The sequence below is a fragment of the Clostridium sp. J1101437_171009_A5 genome, from assembly GCF_015547905.1.
Taxonomy (GTDB): domain Bacteria; phylum Bacillota; class Clostridia; order Oscillospirales; family Oscillospiraceae; genus Pseudoflavonifractor_A; species Pseudoflavonifractor_A gallinarum.
In genome coordinates this window covers 161,094-177,458 of sequence record NZ_JADMVY010000002.1, presented here as the reverse complement: position 1 = coordinate 177,458, position 16,365 = coordinate 161,094, and the positions used below count along the sequence as shown (strand labels likewise).

Here is a 16,365-nt window from a genome sequence, read left to right as displayed (position 1 = left end):
CTTACTCAAACTGAAACAGGACACAGGTCACGTTATCCGGTGCGCCCCGGGATAACGCGATGTCCAAAAGCCGGTGGCAGCATTCGCCCACCGGACCGCCGTGGAGTACCTCATAGAGCATCTCCTGATCGCTGACCACGTTGGAGAGTCCGTCCGAGCACAGGAGAAGCGAGTCTCCGCTTTCCAGTTTCTTACGGTAAAAGTCCGCCCTCACATGTTCCTCGGTCCCGAGGGCGCGGGTAATGAGGTTCTTCTGCGGATGGTTGCGCGCCTGTTCCGGCGTGATGTCCCCCCGCCGGACCATATCTTCCACCAGGGAGTGATCCCGGGTCACCTTCTCGATCCCGTTCCCCGAGATGTAATAGGCGCGGCTATCTCCGATGTTCAACAGGTACGCCATATCCGACAGGACCAGAGCTGCCACCATGGTGGTCCCCATCCCATGGCAGTCCGGGTCCCTTCTGGCCCGGTGGTACACCACCGTGTTGGCCCCGGCGCTGCCCTGTGCCAGCAGGGCCTCCGGATCCTCCGGCGTGCCCGGCGGGAGATCCTGCAAAGCCTCGACAAATGCCTCCACCGCCAGCATGCTGGCGATATTTCCGGCGCGCGCGCCGCCCATACCGTCACAGACCAGGCCCACAGCCAGGTCTTCCGACAGAACGTCCAGGTAGTAAGTATCCTGATTCTGCGGACGGACGCAGCCCTTATGTGTGATTCCCCATGCTTTTATCATAGTAAACAGCCTTCTTCTCCACATCGATTTTTCCGCAGCCCATCCCATGCGGATCGGGATGAGCCCGTCGCACAGCCCCTTCTCAGGCCTGCTCCTCCAGCATCTGCTTGCGGCGGAGCTGCCCGCAGGAGGCGTCGATATCGCCACCCAGTTTGCGCCGTACCGTCACGGTCACGCCCTGGGACTCCAGACGTTTTTGGAATGCAGCCACCCGGCGGCTGGGACGCAGCGGGCTCTCCTTGACCTCGTTGAGCGGGATCAGGTTCACATGCCCCGGCGTTCCCTTCAAATGGCTGGCAAGTAGATCTGCTTGCCAGTCCGTGTCGTTGACCCCGTCGATCATGGCATACTCATAGGAGATCCGCCGGCCGGTCTGCTCAAAATACCGCCGGCAGCTGGCAAAGAGCCGCTCCACCCCCACACTCTTGTTCACCGGCATGATCTTGGAGCGGGTCTCGTCGTCCGGTGCGTGGAGGGAGACGGACAGGGTCAGCTGGAGCTGCCGTTTGGCCAGCTCATCGATCCGGTCGACCAACCCGCAGGTGGACAGCGAGATATGGCGCATGCCGATGTTCATCCCGTCCGGGTGGTTGACCAGCTCCAGAAAGCGCATGACGGTGTCGAAATTGTCCAGCGGCTCGCCGATGCCCATGAGCACGATGTTGGAGATGGGTGCCCCCGAATCGATCTGGGTGAACAGGACCTGATCCAGCATTTCAGCAGGTGTCAAGTCTCTTACCTTGCCAGCGATTGTGGAGGCGCAGAAAGCGCATCCCATCCGGCATCCCACCTGGGAGGAGATGCACACAGTATTCCCATGTTTGTAGCGCATCAGAACGGTTTCGATGCAGTTTCCGTCGTGCAGACGCCACAGGTACTTGATGGTCCCATCCAGGGCGGAGACCTGCTTGCGCTCTACCGTAGGAGGCGCGAGCAGGCAGCTCTGAGCCAGCTGTTCCCGCAGGGCCTTGGAGAGGTTGGTCATCTCGTCAAAGGAGCGGACGCCCCGGTGGAGCCACTGGAAGACCTGCTTGGCCCGAAAGGCCGGCTGCCCCAGCTCTTTGAGAAAGGAGGACAGCTCCTCCTGATTCATGGATTTGATATCGGTCATGTCGCCCTCCTCAATTTCGCAAAGAAGAATCCGTCTGTCCCATGCAGGTGCGGCCAGAGGGTCAGCATGCCGCCCTCGACCGCTCCAACCGGTCCGGGCAGTTGAAAACGCTCTAATGTAAAGTCAGAATGCTTTTCAAGGAAAGCCTCCACCACACCCTCATTTTCCCGCCGGAGCAAGGTACAGGTGGAGTAGAGAAGCGCCCCGCCCGGCTTGACATAGCGGGATACATTCTCCAGGATCGCGCTCTGAATGGCGGGGAGTCCTGCCAGGGGCTCCGGGTCCTTATAGCGGATATCCGGCTTCTTACGGATGATGCCCAGCCCGGAGCAGGGCACATCGGCGATCACCCGGTCAAACCGGCCGATCCACTCCTCCCGGCACTGCTTTCCATCCTGAATGGCGGGATGGATCAGCTCGGAAAATCCAAGCCGCTCGGCCCCCGCCTGGATCAATCCCCGCTTGTGGGGGTGGATGTCGCAGGACCAGATCTCCCCCTGTCCGCCCATTCGGATGGCCGCAGCAAAGCTCTTGCCGCCCGGCGCGGCGCAGGCGTCCAGCACCTGCATTCCCGGCCTTGGGTCGGCCGCCAGGACAGAGAGTTTTCCGGCGCCGTCCTGGATATAGAACGCACCCCGGCGGAAGCTCTCCAGCCGCTCCAGATCTCCCGTTCCCTGCAAGAGGAGGCAGTCCGGAATCCAGGGGTGGGGCTGTACCTCCACCCCCTCCTGCCGCAGCAGCTCCACGACCTCCTCCTGGGAGAAGTGGGTGGTGTTGACCTGGGCCATAGTGGGCGGAATGGCGTTGTCGGCCTCCAGCAGGGCCTCCACGCCCTCCCCATTCAGTGCAAGGTCAAATTCCTTTACAAGCCATGCGGGATGGGAATAACGGATGTCCAGCTGGGTTGGAAGGCCGAGGGTTTCCCGGCTGCGAATCAGGTTTCGCAGAATGCCGTTTACCATCCCGGCCGCTCTGGGATTCTTTGCGTACTGGCGTGCCAGATTGACCGACTCATTGACGGCTGCCGACTCCGGCACACGGTCCAGCAGCAAAATCTGATAGGCGCCCAGACGCAGGCAGGAGCGGATCTTCGCCTCCAGCCGGTCCAGCGGGAGCTTGGAAAACTGCCCCAGGTAAAAATCCAGAAGCATCCGGTTCTGCAAAACTCCAAAACAGAGCCGGGAGGCGAACCCGGCGTCCCGGCTGTCCAGCCCGGCCTCCCGGATGGCCTTCTTCAAAAAGCCGTCGGACCAGGCCCCCTGCTGCTCACAGGCATGCAGCGCCAGGAGAGCCACTTCACGGGCGCTCTTTTTTCTCTCTCGCGCCATCGCTTAGTCCCTCCGACGTCCGGCAAAGGCCAGCAGGAAGCGCAGCAGCTGGGCCAGGGAGACCAGAAGGGCCGCCACATAGGTCATGGCCGCCGCGCCCAGCACCTTGCGGGCCCCGCTCAGCTCCTCTCCGTCCAGGAGATGGGTGCTTTTCAGGGTCTCCAGCGCCCGGTGGGAGGCATTGAACTCCACCGGCAGCGTGACCAGCTGCACCACCACGGCCAGCGAGAACAGCAGGATACCCACGGCAAAGAGGGGCTGGATATAGAGAAACAGCCCCAGCAGGATGAAGACAATGGAGAGCTGAGAACCCAAGTTGCACACCGGGATGATGGCGTTGCGCAGCTTGATGGGACCGTATCCCACCGCATACTGTACCGCATGCCCCGCCTCGTGGGCCGCCACGCCGATGGCGGCCACGCTGTTGGAGCCATATACGCTGTCCGACAGGCGGATGACATTGCTCCGGGGATCAAAATGGTCCGTGAGCCGTCCGGACACCCGCTCGATGCGCACATCGTGCACCCCGTGGGCCCGCAATACCGCCTCGGCGGCCTGTGCCCCGGTATAGCCCCGGGAGGCGCGGACACCGGAGAACCGGCGGAAGGTGGAACTCACGCGCCACTGGGCCCACGCCGCGATGAGCATGGCGGGGACCAGGATGCTCCAATAGGTAGGATCATAATAAAACATGGCTGTTTCCTTTCTGACCGGATACGGCCTCCGTTCCCGCTCAGGGAATGGAAATGGGGTTGCCCCGCAGGTAGTCTGCGGCCTTCATGCGCTTCTTGCCCGCTGCCTGGAGCTCCACGATCCGCAGGATCTTCCCGTCCCCGCACGCCATGTCGATGCCCTGCTTTCCAGCGGCCACCACGGTTCCGGCAGGGGCGCCAGTCTGCTCCCCGGTCTGCTGTGTGACCAGGATCTTCATGGTGTCGCCCGTAATGGCATCCGTGGTGGCGGTGGGCCAGGGGATCAGCCCGCGCACCTGGTTGTGGATCTCCTGAGCGGAGCGCTTCCAGTCGATGGGCGAGAGCTCCCGTCCCAGCATGGGGGCCAGGGTCACGCCCGCCGCTTCCTGGGGCGTCCGGGTGGCCGTCCCGGCGGCAAGCTGCTCCACCGCGGAGATGAGGAGCGCGCCGCCCATGTCAGCCAGACGCTGATAGAGGGTCTCCGCGTCCTCATCCGGGTCGATGGCGGTCTCCGCCTGGGTAATGATGTCTCCCGCGTCCAGCTCGGTGGCCATGTGCATGATGGTCACGCCGGTTTTCTCATCCCCGTTGAGGATGGCCCAGTTGATAGGAGCCGCTCCACGGTAGCGGGGCAGCAGCGAGGAGTGGACATTGATGCACCCCAGCTTCGGGTAATCCAGGATCTCATCGGGCAGAATGCGCCCGTAGGCGGCCACCACGATAAGCTCCGGGGCGAGGGCCTGGATCTGGGCCAGCGCTGTGCCGTCCCGCAGCTTGGTGGGCTGATAGACCGGGATCTCGTGCTCCTGCGCGCACACCTTCACCGGCGGCGGAAGGAGCTTCATGCCCCGGTTCTTAGGTTTGTCCGGCTGGGTAAAGATCCCAACGATCTCATGTCCGGCCTCGATTAGCTTTTCCAGAGAGGGCACCGCAAATGCAGGGGTACCCATAAAAACGATCCGCATACTCTTACTCACGCTCCATCATGGCGTCCAGCTCTTCCGTAGTATAGAGCTTGTCACTGCGCTCGGTGAAGAGGTGGCCCTCCAGATGCTCCAGCTCATGGCAGAAGCAGCGGGCCACAATCTCCTCGCCCTCGGCCTCGAACCAGTTGCCGTGGCGGTCCTGGGCGCGGACGCGCACCTTCATGGGGCGCTTGACCACGCCCCAGCGGCCCGGGACGCTCAGGCAGCCCTCAAAGCCCTCCTGCTCCCCGTCGGTCCAGATGATCTCCGGGTTGACCAGCTCCAGCATCTCGTCGTTGCCGTCCACCACGATGACCGCACGGCGCAGAATGCCGATCTGAGGTGCGGCCAGTCCCGCGCCGTTGGCGTGGGCCAGGGTCTCCTTCATGTCGTCCAGCAGGGACCACAGCCGCTCGTCAAAAACCGTATAGGGCCGGCAGACCTTGTGCAGGGCCGGATCTTCGTCTGTCAGAATCGTTCTCAGTGCCATGGTAATCTTCCTCCTAATCCAGGGGATTCACATCCGCATAGACGGATACGCCCCGGTTTTCTTTATCTTTCTGTGCGCAGCAGAGCAGATGGGCCACCAGCGCACGCATGCGCTTGTCATTTCGGGTACTCAGGGTCAGGCGGTAGCGGTAGCGGTTGTTCACCTTGGCGATGGCCGCCGGCGCCGGGCCCAGCAGCTGGGAGCGGTACCCCTCATAGGGCGGCTGGCGCAGCCACTCCTCCAGACTGCGCCGCAGGCGCATGCAGGTCTGTAAGACGGCGCTCTCCGTCGTCCCCGAGGCGGTGAGTACAAAGAGATCCCGGAAGGGCGGGCAACCCCGCAGCTCCCGCAGGCCGATCTCCTGTTCATAAAAGGCGTCGTAGTTCTGCGCCGCCGCAAAGATAATCACGTCATTTTCCGGCGTATAGGTCTGGATGAGCGCCCGGCCGGTCTTTTCGCCCCGGCCTGCCCGACCCACCACCTGGGTGATGAGGGAAAAGGTCCGCTCCGCCGCCCGGTAGTCGTCCACATAGAGGGACAGGTCGGCCGCCACCACGCCCACCAGGGTCACATTCTCAAAATCCAGCCCCTTGGCCACCATCTGGGTCCCCACCAGAATGGGGACCCGCTCCTGTTCAAACCGGGCGAGCAGCTTCTCATGGGAGTGGACCGCGGAGATGGTGTCGGTATCCATCCGCAGCACTTCTACCCCGGGAAACATCTCCTCCAGCTCCTCCTGGACCCGCTGGGTCCCGGTCCCGATAAAATGGAAGGTGCCGCCGCAATTGGGGCAGACGTCCGGGACCCGCTCCGAGTGGCCGCAGCAGTGACACATGAGCCGCCCGTTGGCGGAGTGATAGGTGAGATACACCGAACAGCGGGGGCAGGTGGGCGCCTCACCGCACTCCCCGCAGGAGAGCATACGGCTGGCCCCCCGCCGGTTCAGGAACAGAATGGACTGCTCCCCCCGCCGGAGATTTTCCTCCAAGGCAGACCGCAGGGCATGGCCAATGGAGCCGCCGTTTCCCGCCTTCAGCTCCTCCCGCAGATCGGCGATCTGCACCTGGGGAAGGGCCCGCTCATTGTAGCGCCGCCGCAGCGTGAAGAGGTGGTACACGCCCTGTTTCGCCTGATACATGCTCTCAATGGACGGCGTGGCCGATCCCAGGACCAGCAGCGCCCCGGTCTGGGCACAGCGGTATTTTGCCACATCCCGGGCATGGTATTTGGGGACCTGCTCCGATTTGTAGCTCCCCTCCTGCTCCTCGTCCAGGATGATGAGTCCCAGATTGCGCAGGGGGGCAAAGACCGCCGAGCGGGTGCCGATCACCACCTGTGCCTTCCCGGCTTTCGCCCGCTTCCACTCGTCGTAGCGCTCCCCCGCCCGCAGCGAGCTGTGGAGGACCGCCACCGCATCCCCGAAATGGGCGGAAAAGTGGTGCAGGAGCTGGGGAGTCAGCGCGATCTCGGGCACCAGCACCAGGGTGCTCTTCCCCCGCTTCAGGCTCTCCTGAATGAGCCGGATGTAGATCTGAGTTTTTCCGCTGCCCGTCACTCCGTAGAGGAGCGCCGCGGCCGCTGTCCCGGTCCGGGCCAGTGCGTCCAGTCCCTGAAAGGCGGTCTCCTGCTCCTCGTTGAGATAGACCGGCCCGGCTGGTTCGCAGGGCTCCACCGATACCCGGCGGAAGGCCTCCCGCTCCTCCAGCCGGATCAGGCCGCTCTTGCGCAGGGATTTCAGGGTCTCCATGGAGGCGCCCGTAAAATAGCACAGCTCCTTGGTGGAGGCCTCTCCAATGGCGCACAGCAGCTCCATCACCGCATAGCGCATGGGGGCCGACCGCCGGCGGGGTGTGACCTGTGCCATGGCGTCCTCCGGCGGGACGGCCAGGACGGCCACCCGCTCGGTCTTGTCCCCCACGCCCCGGGAGGCGCTGGTCTCCAACACCAGGATGCCCCGGTCCACCAGCTGTTTGAGCGCGGGTCCGGGGTTTCGGGTACCGAACACCGCGCGGATCTGTCCCAGCTCGGCGCTGCCGGAGGCACAGACCATCCCCACAATGGTGCGGGCATATTCCGAGTTCCCGGCCGCCTCATAGGCTGCCTCCCGGTCGATCCCCGGGGCCAGGCGGTAGCGGTCCTGTAAGGAGAAGTACAGTCCGGCCGGGAGCATGGCCCGGGCCGCGTCATAGACCGTACAGAAGTACCGCTCCCGCATCCAGATAGCCAGATGGAGCCCCTCTCCGTCCAGCACAGGCTCCTCGTCCAGCTGGGTCAAAATGGGCTTGCATTTCGGATCGGGCGCGGTGATCTCATCGATGGAGAGCACGATCCCCTCGGTCCGCCGGTTTCCCGCCCCGAAGGGCACGATCACCCGCATTCCGGGCGACAGGGTCTCCCGCAGCTCCGGGGGAACCAGGTACGTATAGGGCTTGTCAATGGCGTAGGTAGCCGCGGACAGGGCCACCCGGGCCGCCACAGACTGCTCCATATTCTCTCCTCCTTCTCCCCGCCCCAAATCCGGGAAAAGGCAAGCGCCAGGGCTCCCGCCCCAACGCTTGCCCTTCTGTGCGTGTTATTCTGCGGCCTGGGGCGTGACCTTGCCCTCCGCCACCTCACGGATGGCGAGCGTGACCGGCTTATCGTCCAGGGAGATCCCGTTCTCCTCCGCCTCACTGGCGATCTGGCGGGCCCGCTGGGCCACCACATTGACCAGCATGTACCGGCTGGGCACCTGCTCCAGCAGCTTATTCATGGGGGGATAGAGCATCATAACGCATCAAACTCCTTTTACCTTTTATTTTGGTATAGCAGTGGTCTCAGCGGTCCAGCGAGACATCGTCCACCAGGTGAAGCCGGTTCCGGGTACGGCAGCCCTCCGCCGTCAGGATGGCGATGATCTCGGCCGCAGCCTCGGATACCTTGTCGTTGACCACCATGTAGTCGTAGTTGGGAATCTGCCGGTATTCCTCCCGGGCCTTCTGGAGGCGGCCCTGAATGACCTCCTCCTGATCGGTAGCCCGGCGGTGGAGCCGGCGGGAGAGCTCTTCAAAGCTGGGCGGAATAATAAAGATCAGCACCGCCTCCGGGCACTTGGCCCGGACCTTGGCCGCGCCCTGCACCTCAATGTCCAGCAGCACGTCGATGCCCGCGTCCAGCTTCTCCTGGATGACCTTGAGGGAGGTGCCGTAATAGTTGCCCACATACTCGGCATGCTCCAGAAGCTCCTCCCGGGCGATCATCCCCTCAAAGGTTTCCCGGCTGACGAAATTGTAATTCACACCGTCGGCCTCGCCCACCCGGGGCTGCCGGGTGGTGAAGGAGACCGAGAAATGGATGTCGCTGCGCTCACTGAGCAGCTCGGAGATCACGGTGCTCTTTCCCACGCCAGAGGGGCCGGACAAAACGATCAGCTGTCCACGCTTCTTTTTCTTTCGTATCATTCCATATCCTCCTCCGGCTCAGGCCCGGTCTCCTTCCCTGCCAGCCGTCCCGCTACGGTCTCGGGCTGGAGGGCGGAGAGGACGATGTGGTCGCTGTCCATAATCAGCACCGCCCGGGTGCGCCGCCCATAGGTGGCGTCAATGAGACAGCCGCTGTCCCTGGCCTCCTGGATCATTCGCTTGATGGGGGCGGAATCGGGGCTGATGATGGCGATGAGACGTCCTGCGGAGACCATATTGCCGAAGCCGATGTTGATCAGTTTCATACCGCGTCCTCCGCGTTACTCAATATTCTGGATCTGCTCGCGGATCTTCTCGATCTCGCCCTTGATCTCCACCACATAGCGGGCCGTCTCGATATCGCTGCACTTGGAGCCGATGGTATTGGCCTCCCGGTTGAACTCCTGGATCAGGAAGTCCAGCTTCCGTCCCACCGGGCCGTCTCCGGAGAGCATATGCTCCAGCTGGGAGAGGTGGCTGCGCAGACGGACGGTCTCCTCATCCACGGCGACCTTATCCGCAAAGATGGCCGCCTCGGTGAGGATGCGGCTCTCATCGATCTGGGTATTCTGGAGCACCTCGGCCATCTTGGACTCCAGCCGGGCGCGGTAATCGGCCACGATCCCGGGGGAGCGCTCCTCCACCTTCCCGGTGAGGGCGGCGATGGTGGCGGCCCGGGAGCGGACATCCTGCACCAGCTTCTCGCCCTCCCGCTCGCGCATGGCGTCAAAGTCCTTCAGGGCCAGGCCCAGCACCTCGCACAGGTCGGCGGACACCGCCTCCAGGTCCTCCTGGTTCTTCTCCACCAGGAACACGTCGGGCAGGCGGGAGAGCAGAGAGACCGAGATGTCATCCTTCAGGCCATAGCTGTCCCGCAGGTCGCACAGGGCCTTATAGTAGCCGTCGGCCACCGGCCGGTTGACCGAGATGTTGACGTCTCCCCCCTCAGAGGGCCCGATGGTGACGAACACGTCCACCTTGCCCCGGGAAATACTCTCCTGTACCTTTGCCTTGATGGCGTCCTCCGCAAAGACATAGATACGGGGCAGCTTGATATTGCAATCCAGATAGCGGTTATTGACGGAACGCAGCTCTACCGTGATGGGACGGCCGTGGAGGACCGCCTCTCCCCTTCCGTAACCGGTCATACTTTTAATCAAAGGGCTTCCCCTCGCTTCTCTTCAGAATGGGGCTCTGCATCACACAGAGTCATCGGAATATTATAGCAGAATTTCTCCCGCTTGAAAAGTCTCATTTCCCCAGCCGGCGGCCAAGGCGCGCCACATAGAGGCTGATGACCTTGGAGCATCCAAAATCATAGACCAGAAAGACCGGGTTGCCCACCAGGTAGACCAGCGCGGTCATGCGCAAAGCCTCCGGCAGGAACGGGAGAAAGAGTCCCCGAAAGCCAAACCACAGAATGGTCAGCGCCAGGTTGAAGCACAGCAGCTTCAGCCCATACTCGGCCAGCCTTGTCCGCAGCCGCTCGGCCCGGGACTTGATCACCGGATACAGGCCGAAAAAGAGCAGATAGAGCAGTGCACTCCCCTTGTCGGGCACCAGGAGCAAACCCAGGATCCCAGCCGCGCCATAGCACAGCAGTCCGGCATGCAGTCCGCCCGAGACCACCGCCGCGGCCGGCACCAGACCGGAGAGCGCTACCAGGCCCATCCGCCCGCTGGGCGCAATGGAGGCCCCATAGAGCAGCAGCAGCGAAAGAGCGGCCAGTACCGCCGGCAGCGCCACTTCCCTGGCGCCTCCGGAACGTGCGCGGGGCACCTTAGTACCCTCCGCATCCGCCGCACAGGCAGTTGAGACACATCAGACTGGTACAGCAGTCGCAGGCGTCCATGCCGCCCCCGTATCCGTAGGGACGGTATGCCTGCCCGCCGTTCTGCATCATGGCCAGCGCCTGGCGGTACTCCCCGTTTGTGGGGTCCATGCGGCAGGCCATCTGATAGTGCTGCATGGCCTCGTCCAGCCACCCCTTCCGGTAGGCGATGCTGCCCATCAGGAAGTGCCACTCCCCGTTCTGGGCGGGCGCGGTGCGCAGCAGCTGCTCCGCCCGGCCCAGGTCGCCCAGGTTGATGGCCTGCCGGGCCTGCTGGTACACGCTTCCGCCGGAATAGGACTGCTGCTGATAGCTGCTCTGCTGTCGCTGGTAGCCGGCATTGGAGGCATTGTACCCGCCCCCTCCGGCGCGCTGCTTCGTGATCTGGTCGTAGGCCTCATTGATCTCTTTCATCTTCTCCTCCGCCAGATCGGCCAGAGGATTGTTCTGATAGTTGTCCGGATGGTACTTCCGGGCCAGCTCCCGGTATGCGCGCTTGATCTCGTCGTCACTGGCAGTGGGCTCCACGCCCAAAACACGGTAGGGATCCGTCATCTGTCCATTCTCCTATGCATGCAAGAATTCCGTCGGCCCGTTCCGTCGGATGGGGCAAAGACACTTCGCTCCATGGCGGGAAGGCCAAGGTAAAGGATATTTTCTAAAATTCCGCTCCAGTCGCCCGCCTCCAGCAGCGCATATGCGGATACTGCTAGGTTTCTGGAGTGAAGCAAGGTCCGCGCGATCTCCTCCCGGTGGTCCTGTGCCCCGTCCGGGAAGCGCTTCAAGATGGGGTTATACTGTCCGGACTGCCGGTCCTCCTCCAGGTCGTCCCAGGCGTCCAGCAGATAGATCCACCGCCCCACATGGTAGAGCAGCTGCTCCATCGCCCGGTCCCGCGCCGGACGCCCCGTTTTCGGCCCGGCGGCCGACAGGATGCGGGCGAAGGTATCGGCCGTCCGGTCCAGCGAGGGGGACTGCTCCCGCTCCAGTACATGGAGCTCTTCCAGGCAGTTCTCCACGGTCTCCGCAAAGCCCGGGCAGGCGCGCTGTGCTCTCCGGTAGGCCGGACGCAGCAGGCGGGATAAGAGCCGGCTTCCCTGCCGCTGCCAGAAGGAGCCGTCCAGTACACCGTCCCGCAGCTTCCAGTAGGTGAGAATCACGCTCTCATCGGCGGCCAGATCCATCATCTCATGCCGGGGCGTACAGGATTTCCGGCATACCCACAGCCGTGCGGGACAGCGGCACCGGCTCCGCTCTCTCCGGCCCAGATCGGGCAGGAGCAGCATAGCCAAAAAGGTAAAGTCATAGTTGAGGAACATCCGGGCCAGAAAGCCATGGCGGCGGCCCATGGTGTCACACAGACCGCAGTAGGCCTCCCGGTACCGCTCCCACTCCCATACCCGCAGCTCCGTCCGCACCGGCCTGACATATCCAAACATCGCTTCTGTCTCAGTCCAGGATAGCGGTGATCCGGAAGGAGGTGAGCCGGCGGCGCTTGACCACGCTGTTGGCATAGACCGCAACCGCGATCCCCACAAAGAAGCCCAGTCCGCCCAGCGCAATGGAGACAGATTCCACATGAGCAATCATACGCCCCACGGCATAGAGCAGGAAAAAGAGGATCAGCGGCACCAGATAGACGATGGCCGCGATGCTGAGCACCTGTTTTGTCTCACTCTCTACCTGTACCGTGTCCCCCGCCCTGGCGTGGAGCGGATTAAAGGCCATGGCGGTCACTTCGCTCTGTACCAGCATCTCGCTGCATCCGCCTCCGCACTGGGAGCAGTCATGCCCGCAGGCCGATTTCCGCTTCACAGCGATCTCTGCCACGGTGTCGCTGACCACCCGATTTACTCTTGCGATCTGTTCCATATCTAACCTCTTATTACCTAGTTGCTGTGTGGGACGGACGCATTGCGCCCGTCCCACCGTGTTTCTCGTATGCTTCTTTAATTACGCCGCAGATTGACGACCACTTTGTAGTCTCCGCCGACGACGCCCACGCTGCTGCTGCCGTCCAGATAGACCGTGGCGTTCACCGTCTGGCTGCCCGGTCCGGCATCCTTCAGATCGGCCACCACCCGCAGCTGGGACGGGATCACCGCATTCACGGCCTCTTCCTCCCCGCGGATCTGCACCAGGCAGGAGAGGGTCACCTTCTCCGGCGTATATCCCTCCGGCACATTGATGAAGTTGATATTGTCCACTTCCAATGTGCGGGTGGTCAGTCCGGTGATCTTGACCGTCACGGTGGCCTCGGTCACACCGCTGACATTTTCCAGATGGGTACCCACGTCGATGGGGAAGGTGATCGTGTTCTGATCAAAGATCGTCTGAAGGTCGATCTGGCCCAACACGATCTTGGTCACGGAGTCCAGCGCTTCCTCATCTCCGGAAACGGTAATGGTCTCCGGCTCAATGTGTACCTCTGCGTTGTCCGCGGTGGCGCCGCCTCCGGGCAGGATATCCACGGTCAGCGGGATCTCCTTGAGCTTCACCACCGGGAGGGTCACGTCCACCATGTCCACATTGGTAGTCAGTCTCAGCGCCTTGGCATCCAGCACCTGTCCGTCAAAGCCGATCAGCTGGAAGGGCATGGTTCCGGTAAAGGTGGCGGAGAGCGGCTCGTCCTCCCGGGTGACCGTCACGAGGGCATAGTCGACCTGGTTGACATTTTCCTCCTCGCCGCTGACCGTGATGCTGCCCGGCGTGATGGAGAATTCGCCCCGCTGGAAGCCGTCGGCCACCTCGCCGTTAAAGACGCCGCGCACCTCAACCTGCCGGTCCGAGCGGCGGGCCACGGTGTAGGAGATATTCTGTACATTGCCCACCACGCTGTAGCTGATCTGGCTGACGCTGCTGGGCGTGTTGAGCTGATAGCCCGTGGTGTAGGAGCCCGGAGCGGTGATCTTGGAGACATCCACCACTGCGGTGACTGCCCCCTTCTCAGACAGCTTCATGGCCACGCTCCGGGTGGATTTAATCTCCAGGGTAATGGTCTGCTCCGCGCCCTCCGAGATCATCAGGCCGCGCTCCTCCAGGGTCTCCACATTGGTGAAGGTCACGGGAATGTTGCGGATCGTGTTGATCTCCTCCCGGCCCTCTCCGCTGCCTACATAGAGCCAGAGAAAGATGGCCAGCAGCAGAGACAGTACGATATAGAGCCACTTACTCTCCCTTATGTTCTCCATCACGCTGACCTCCTTTCATGGCTTTCAACAGGTTGAAGAGCTTGAAGCGCTGGCTCTCATCCTCCTCATTCTTGGGAAGGAGCTCATTGCGCAGAAGCCGCTCCAGCGTCTCCGGGGCCAGATGGCGCTTGAGCATTCCGCCCACCGCCACCGAGATGGAGCCGGTCTCCTCCGAGACGATGGCCACCACCGCGTCCGAATGTTCGCTGGCGCCGATCCCGGCCCGGTGGCGCATGCCCAGATCCCGGGACAGGTTCACATTTCCGGAGAGGGGCAGCACGCATCCGGCGCCCACGATCCGCCCGTTGCGGACGATGACCGCGCCGTCATGGAGGGGCGCCTTGTTCCAGAAGAGGTTCTTCAGCAGCTCACTGCTCACCGAACAGTCCAGCGAAGTGCCGGTCTTGATGGAGTCGTCAAAGAGATTTTTCCGCTCAAAGACCATGAGCGCGCCCGTCTTGCTCTTGGAGAGAGAGGCATAGGCCTCCACCGTCTGCTGGATGGCATGCTCGATCTCATCCGGCGCCTCTGCTTTCCCAAAGACATTTCCCAGGCGGCTGTTGCCCACCTGCTCCAGCATCTTCCGGATCTCCGGCTGAAAGAGCACCACCAGAGCCAGAACGCCCCACTCTACCGTCTTCCCCAGGAAGTAGTTCACCGTATTCAGTTTCAGCAGCTGTGAAAGCCACAGGGCCGCCAGAATCAGAACGACTCCCTTGGCCACCTGGCCGGAGCTGCTCCGCCGGATCAAAATGATCACCCGGTAGATGATAAAGGCCATGATGCCGATATCAATAAAATCGGTGACGTGGATCAAACGGAGATAATTGAGGACAACCTGCATAAACTGGTATAGATGTTCCATTTCCCACTACTCCCCATGTCGAACGCATGGTGTGCGCCCTGTGCTCACCCGATCGTTCACACAAACATACCGGGCCCTTTAACTTCATTATTATACTGTCTTTCCGCAATATTGGCAAGAAGTAAGGCCGGGAATCTTTTGGTTCTTTCGGTCTGTTTACAAATAATTTTCAATTTATTCACAGCATTTCCGACCCATCCCGCCTATTTTCGCAGGATGGGGCCAATTCTCCCCATCACGCCTCTCTTTAGCGTGATATCAATCCGATCATGACAGGAAAGGAGCTCCAAGCCGCACCGGGCCTGGAGCTCCCCTTTTAAACCGCCTGTGCCCCATTTCGCCGGATCTCCCGCAGCATGTGGGCGAACCGCCGGATCTCCGATTCCATGGTGAAGGCGGAAACACTCATCCGTATGGTCCCGGTCTCAAAGGTACCGGCGGTGCGGTGGGCCAGCGGCGCACAGTGGAGTCCGGCGCGCACGGCCACGCCCCGCTTCCCCAGCACTTCTCCCACCTGTTCGCACTCCATCCCTTCCATACACAGGGAGAGTACGCCGGTTTGCAGCCCCGGGTCGGGAGAGGCATAGAGGGTCACCCCGTCCATCCCCCGCAGCAGCTGGACCGTGGTGCGGATCATGCGCTCCTCGTGGGCGCGGATCCGGCCGATCCCGGTCCGCTTCACGAAGCGCAGTCCCTCCAGCAGTCCGGCAATGCCGGGCATGTTGTGGGTCCCCGCCTCCAGGCGGTCCGGCAGGACCTCGGGCATACCCGGCAACGCCGAGGCGCTGCCCGTTCCGCCCTCCAGAAGGGTGTTCACATCCTCCCGGGCACAGAGCAGCAGTCCGGTCCCCTGGGGGCCATAGAGACCCTTGTGTCCCGGCATGGCGACAAAGTCCGCCCCCAACTCCTTGCAGGAGATGGGGATCACTCCGGCCGACTGGGAGGCGTCCAGTACAAACGGGACTCCCCTCTCCCGGCAGATGGCCGCGATCTCGTGCACCGGCAGCACATAGCCAAACACATTGGACACGTGGGTGCAGACGACTGCCGCAGTCCGGTCGGTGATCGCCTCTTCCATCTGCCGCAGCAGGACCTCGGGCCGGAAGAGCGGGGCCTGCGCCACCAGCGTCTCCGCGCCGAGGGCCACCAGCGGCCGGGTGACGGCATTGTGCTCATAGCCCGAAATGACCACCCGGTCTCCGGGATGCACCAGGGTTTTGATGGCCAGATTGAGGGCATGTGTGGCATTGCTGGTAAAAATCACCCGTTCCGGGTGCTCCGGCATGTCAAAGAGCTCCGCCGCAGCCATCCGGCAGGCGAATGCCGTGTCCGCCGCCCGTTGGGCCGGGCGGTAGCCGCCCCGCCCGGGGGTGGTCATGGTATGGACCGCCTGTGCGACGGCCCTTGCGACGGTGTCCGGCTTTTGGAGCGTGGTGGCAGCACTGTCCAGGTAAATCATAGCAGCACCTCTTTATAGCTGCCGTCGCTCTCCATAATAAAGACCCGCTTCGGCCCCAATCCCGCTTGGACCAGGATGCGCAGGGCGTCGGACAGGTTTCGCTGTGCCACCTTGACCGAGTATCCGCATCCCTCTCCGGCAATCACTTTCGGCGAACGCAGGATATGCGCCGTAATGCCTACCCGCTCCAACACAGCGGCGGTCCGCTGCGCATAGGTCAGGGAACGGCAGACGATAAGATAATAGACCATGGTTCAAAC

Annotated in this window: 19 protein-coding genes; all 19 read right to left on the bottom strand. The window is 62.5% G+C overall.

Annotation, left to right across the window (positions count from 1 at the left end):
- Nucleotide 1: 1 nt before the first annotated feature.
- The 19 genes from I2C21_RS04315 to I2C21_RS04225 all read right to left on the bottom strand — a co-directional run bounded on the left by I2C21_RS04315 (nt 2) and on the right by I2C21_RS04225 (nt 16,356).
- Nucleotides 2-733, bottom strand: coding sequence for a Stp1/IreP family PP2C-type Ser/Thr phosphatase (locus I2C21_RS04315; protein WP_101693113.1), 732 nt, complete (start codon nt 731-733; stop codon nt 2-4).
- Between the two features lie 82 nt (nt 734-815).
- Nucleotides 816-1,844, bottom strand: a complete 1,029-nt coding sequence (gene rlmN, locus I2C21_RS04310; protein ID WP_101693114.1) for a dual-specificity RNA methyltransferase RlmN — start codon at nt 1,842-1,844, stop codon at nt 816-818.
- Complete coding sequence (gene rsmB / locus I2C21_RS04305; RefSeq protein ID WP_195278601.1) at nt 1,841-3,172, bottom strand: 16S rRNA (cytosine(967)-C(5))-methyltransferase RsmB; 1,332 nt, start codon at nt 3,170-3,172, stop codon at nt 1,841-1,843. Before rsmB ends, rlmN begins: the two co-directional genes overlap by 4 nt.
- Before the next feature lie 3 nt (nt 3,173-3,175).
- Nucleotides 3,176-3,865, bottom strand: a complete 690-nt coding sequence (locus tag I2C21_RS04300) for a zinc metallopeptidase (RefSeq protein ID WP_101693116.1) — start codon at nt 3,863-3,865, stop codon at nt 3,176-3,178.
- Nucleotides 3,866-3,905: 40 nt separating this feature from the next.
- Nucleotides 3,906-4,829: a methionyl-tRNA formyltransferase gene (fmt, locus tag I2C21_RS04295; protein ID WP_195278600.1), complete on the bottom strand. Its 924-nt coding sequence runs from the start codon at nt 4,827-4,829 to the stop codon at nt 3,906-3,908.
- Between the two features lie 4 nt (nt 4,830-4,833).
- A complete protein-coding gene (gene def, locus I2C21_RS04290; RefSeq protein ID WP_101693118.1) occupies nt 4,834-5,319 on the bottom strand; it encodes a peptide deformylase in 486 nt (161 codons plus the stop codon).
- A gap of 13 nt (nt 5,320-5,332) precedes the next feature.
- The gene (priA, locus tag I2C21_RS04285; protein ID WP_195278599.1) at nt 5,333-7,807 is read right to left on the bottom strand and encodes a replication restart helicase PriA; all 2,475 of its coding nucleotides are present in this window, start codon (nt 7,805-7,807) and stop codon (nt 5,333-5,335) included.
- Nucleotides 7,808-7,891: 84 nt separating this feature from the next.
- A complete protein-coding gene (gene rpoZ, locus I2C21_RS04280) occupies nt 7,892-8,089 on the bottom strand; it encodes a DNA-directed RNA polymerase subunit omega (RefSeq protein WP_101693120.1) in 198 nt (65 codons plus the stop codon).
- 46 nt (nt 8,090-8,135) lie between these two features.
- Entirely contained in the window at nt 8,136-8,759 is a 624-nt protein-coding gene (gmk, locus tag I2C21_RS04275) for a guanylate kinase (protein ID WP_101693121.1), read from the bottom strand.
- Nucleotides 8,756-9,025 carry an extracellular matrix/biofilm regulator RemA gene (gene remA / locus I2C21_RS04270; RefSeq protein WP_101693122.1) on the bottom strand — a complete coding sequence of 90 codons (270 nt, stop codon included), beginning with the start codon at nt 9,023-9,025 and terminating at the stop codon, nt 8,756-8,758. Before remA ends, gmk begins: the two co-directional genes overlap by 4 nt.
- Nucleotides 9,026-9,040: 15 nt before the next feature.
- Nucleotides 9,041-9,907: a YicC/YloC family endoribonuclease gene (locus I2C21_RS04265; protein WP_180956851.1), complete on the bottom strand. Its 867-nt coding sequence runs from the start codon at nt 9,905-9,907 to the stop codon at nt 9,041-9,043.
- Nucleotides 9,908-10,010: 103 nt separating this feature from the next.
- A complete protein-coding gene (locus I2C21_RS04260; RefSeq protein ID WP_193536779.1) occupies nt 10,011-10,538 on the bottom strand; it encodes a hypothetical protein in 528 nt (175 codons plus the stop codon).
- A gap of 1 nt (nt 10,539) precedes the next feature.
- Complete coding sequence (locus I2C21_RS04255; protein ID WP_186963816.1) at nt 10,540-11,145, bottom strand: J domain-containing protein; 606 nt, start codon at nt 11,143-11,145, stop codon at nt 10,540-10,542.
- Complete coding sequence (locus tag I2C21_RS04250) at nt 11,142-12,029, bottom strand: DUF5685 family protein (protein ID WP_195278598.1); 888 nt, start codon at nt 12,027-12,029, stop codon at nt 11,142-11,144. Before I2C21_RS04250 ends, I2C21_RS04255 begins: the two co-directional genes overlap by 4 nt.
- Nucleotides 12,030-12,039: 10 nt before the next feature.
- Complete coding sequence (locus tag I2C21_RS04245; RefSeq protein ID WP_101693127.1) at nt 12,040-12,462, bottom strand: SoxR reducing system RseC family protein; 423 nt, start codon at nt 12,460-12,462, stop codon at nt 12,040-12,042.
- 77 nt (nt 12,463-12,539) lie between these two features.
- Nucleotides 12,540-13,781, bottom strand: coding sequence for a CdaR family protein (locus tag I2C21_RS04240; protein ID WP_193536783.1), 1,242 nt, complete (start codon nt 13,779-13,781; stop codon nt 12,540-12,542).
- The gene (gene cdaA / locus I2C21_RS04235) at nt 13,759-14,646 is read right to left on the bottom strand and encodes a diadenylate cyclase CdaA (protein ID WP_101693129.1); all 888 of its coding nucleotides are present in this window, start codon (nt 14,644-14,646) and stop codon (nt 13,759-13,761) included. The genes I2C21_RS04240 and cdaA overlap by 23 nt, the downstream gene beginning before the upstream one ends.
- 316 nt (nt 14,647-14,962) lie before the next feature.
- Nucleotides 14,963-16,105 carry an aminotransferase class V-fold PLP-dependent enzyme gene (locus I2C21_RS04230; protein ID WP_195278597.1) on the bottom strand — a complete coding sequence of 381 codons (1,143 nt, stop codon included), beginning with the start codon at nt 16,103-16,105 and terminating at the stop codon, nt 14,963-14,965.
- Nucleotides 16,102-16,356, bottom strand: coding sequence for a putative Se/S carrier protein (locus I2C21_RS04225; RefSeq protein WP_101693131.1), 255 nt, complete (start codon nt 16,354-16,356; stop codon nt 16,102-16,104). Before I2C21_RS04225 ends, I2C21_RS04230 begins: the two co-directional genes overlap by 4 nt.
- Nucleotides 16,357-16,365: the final 9 nt, after the last annotated feature.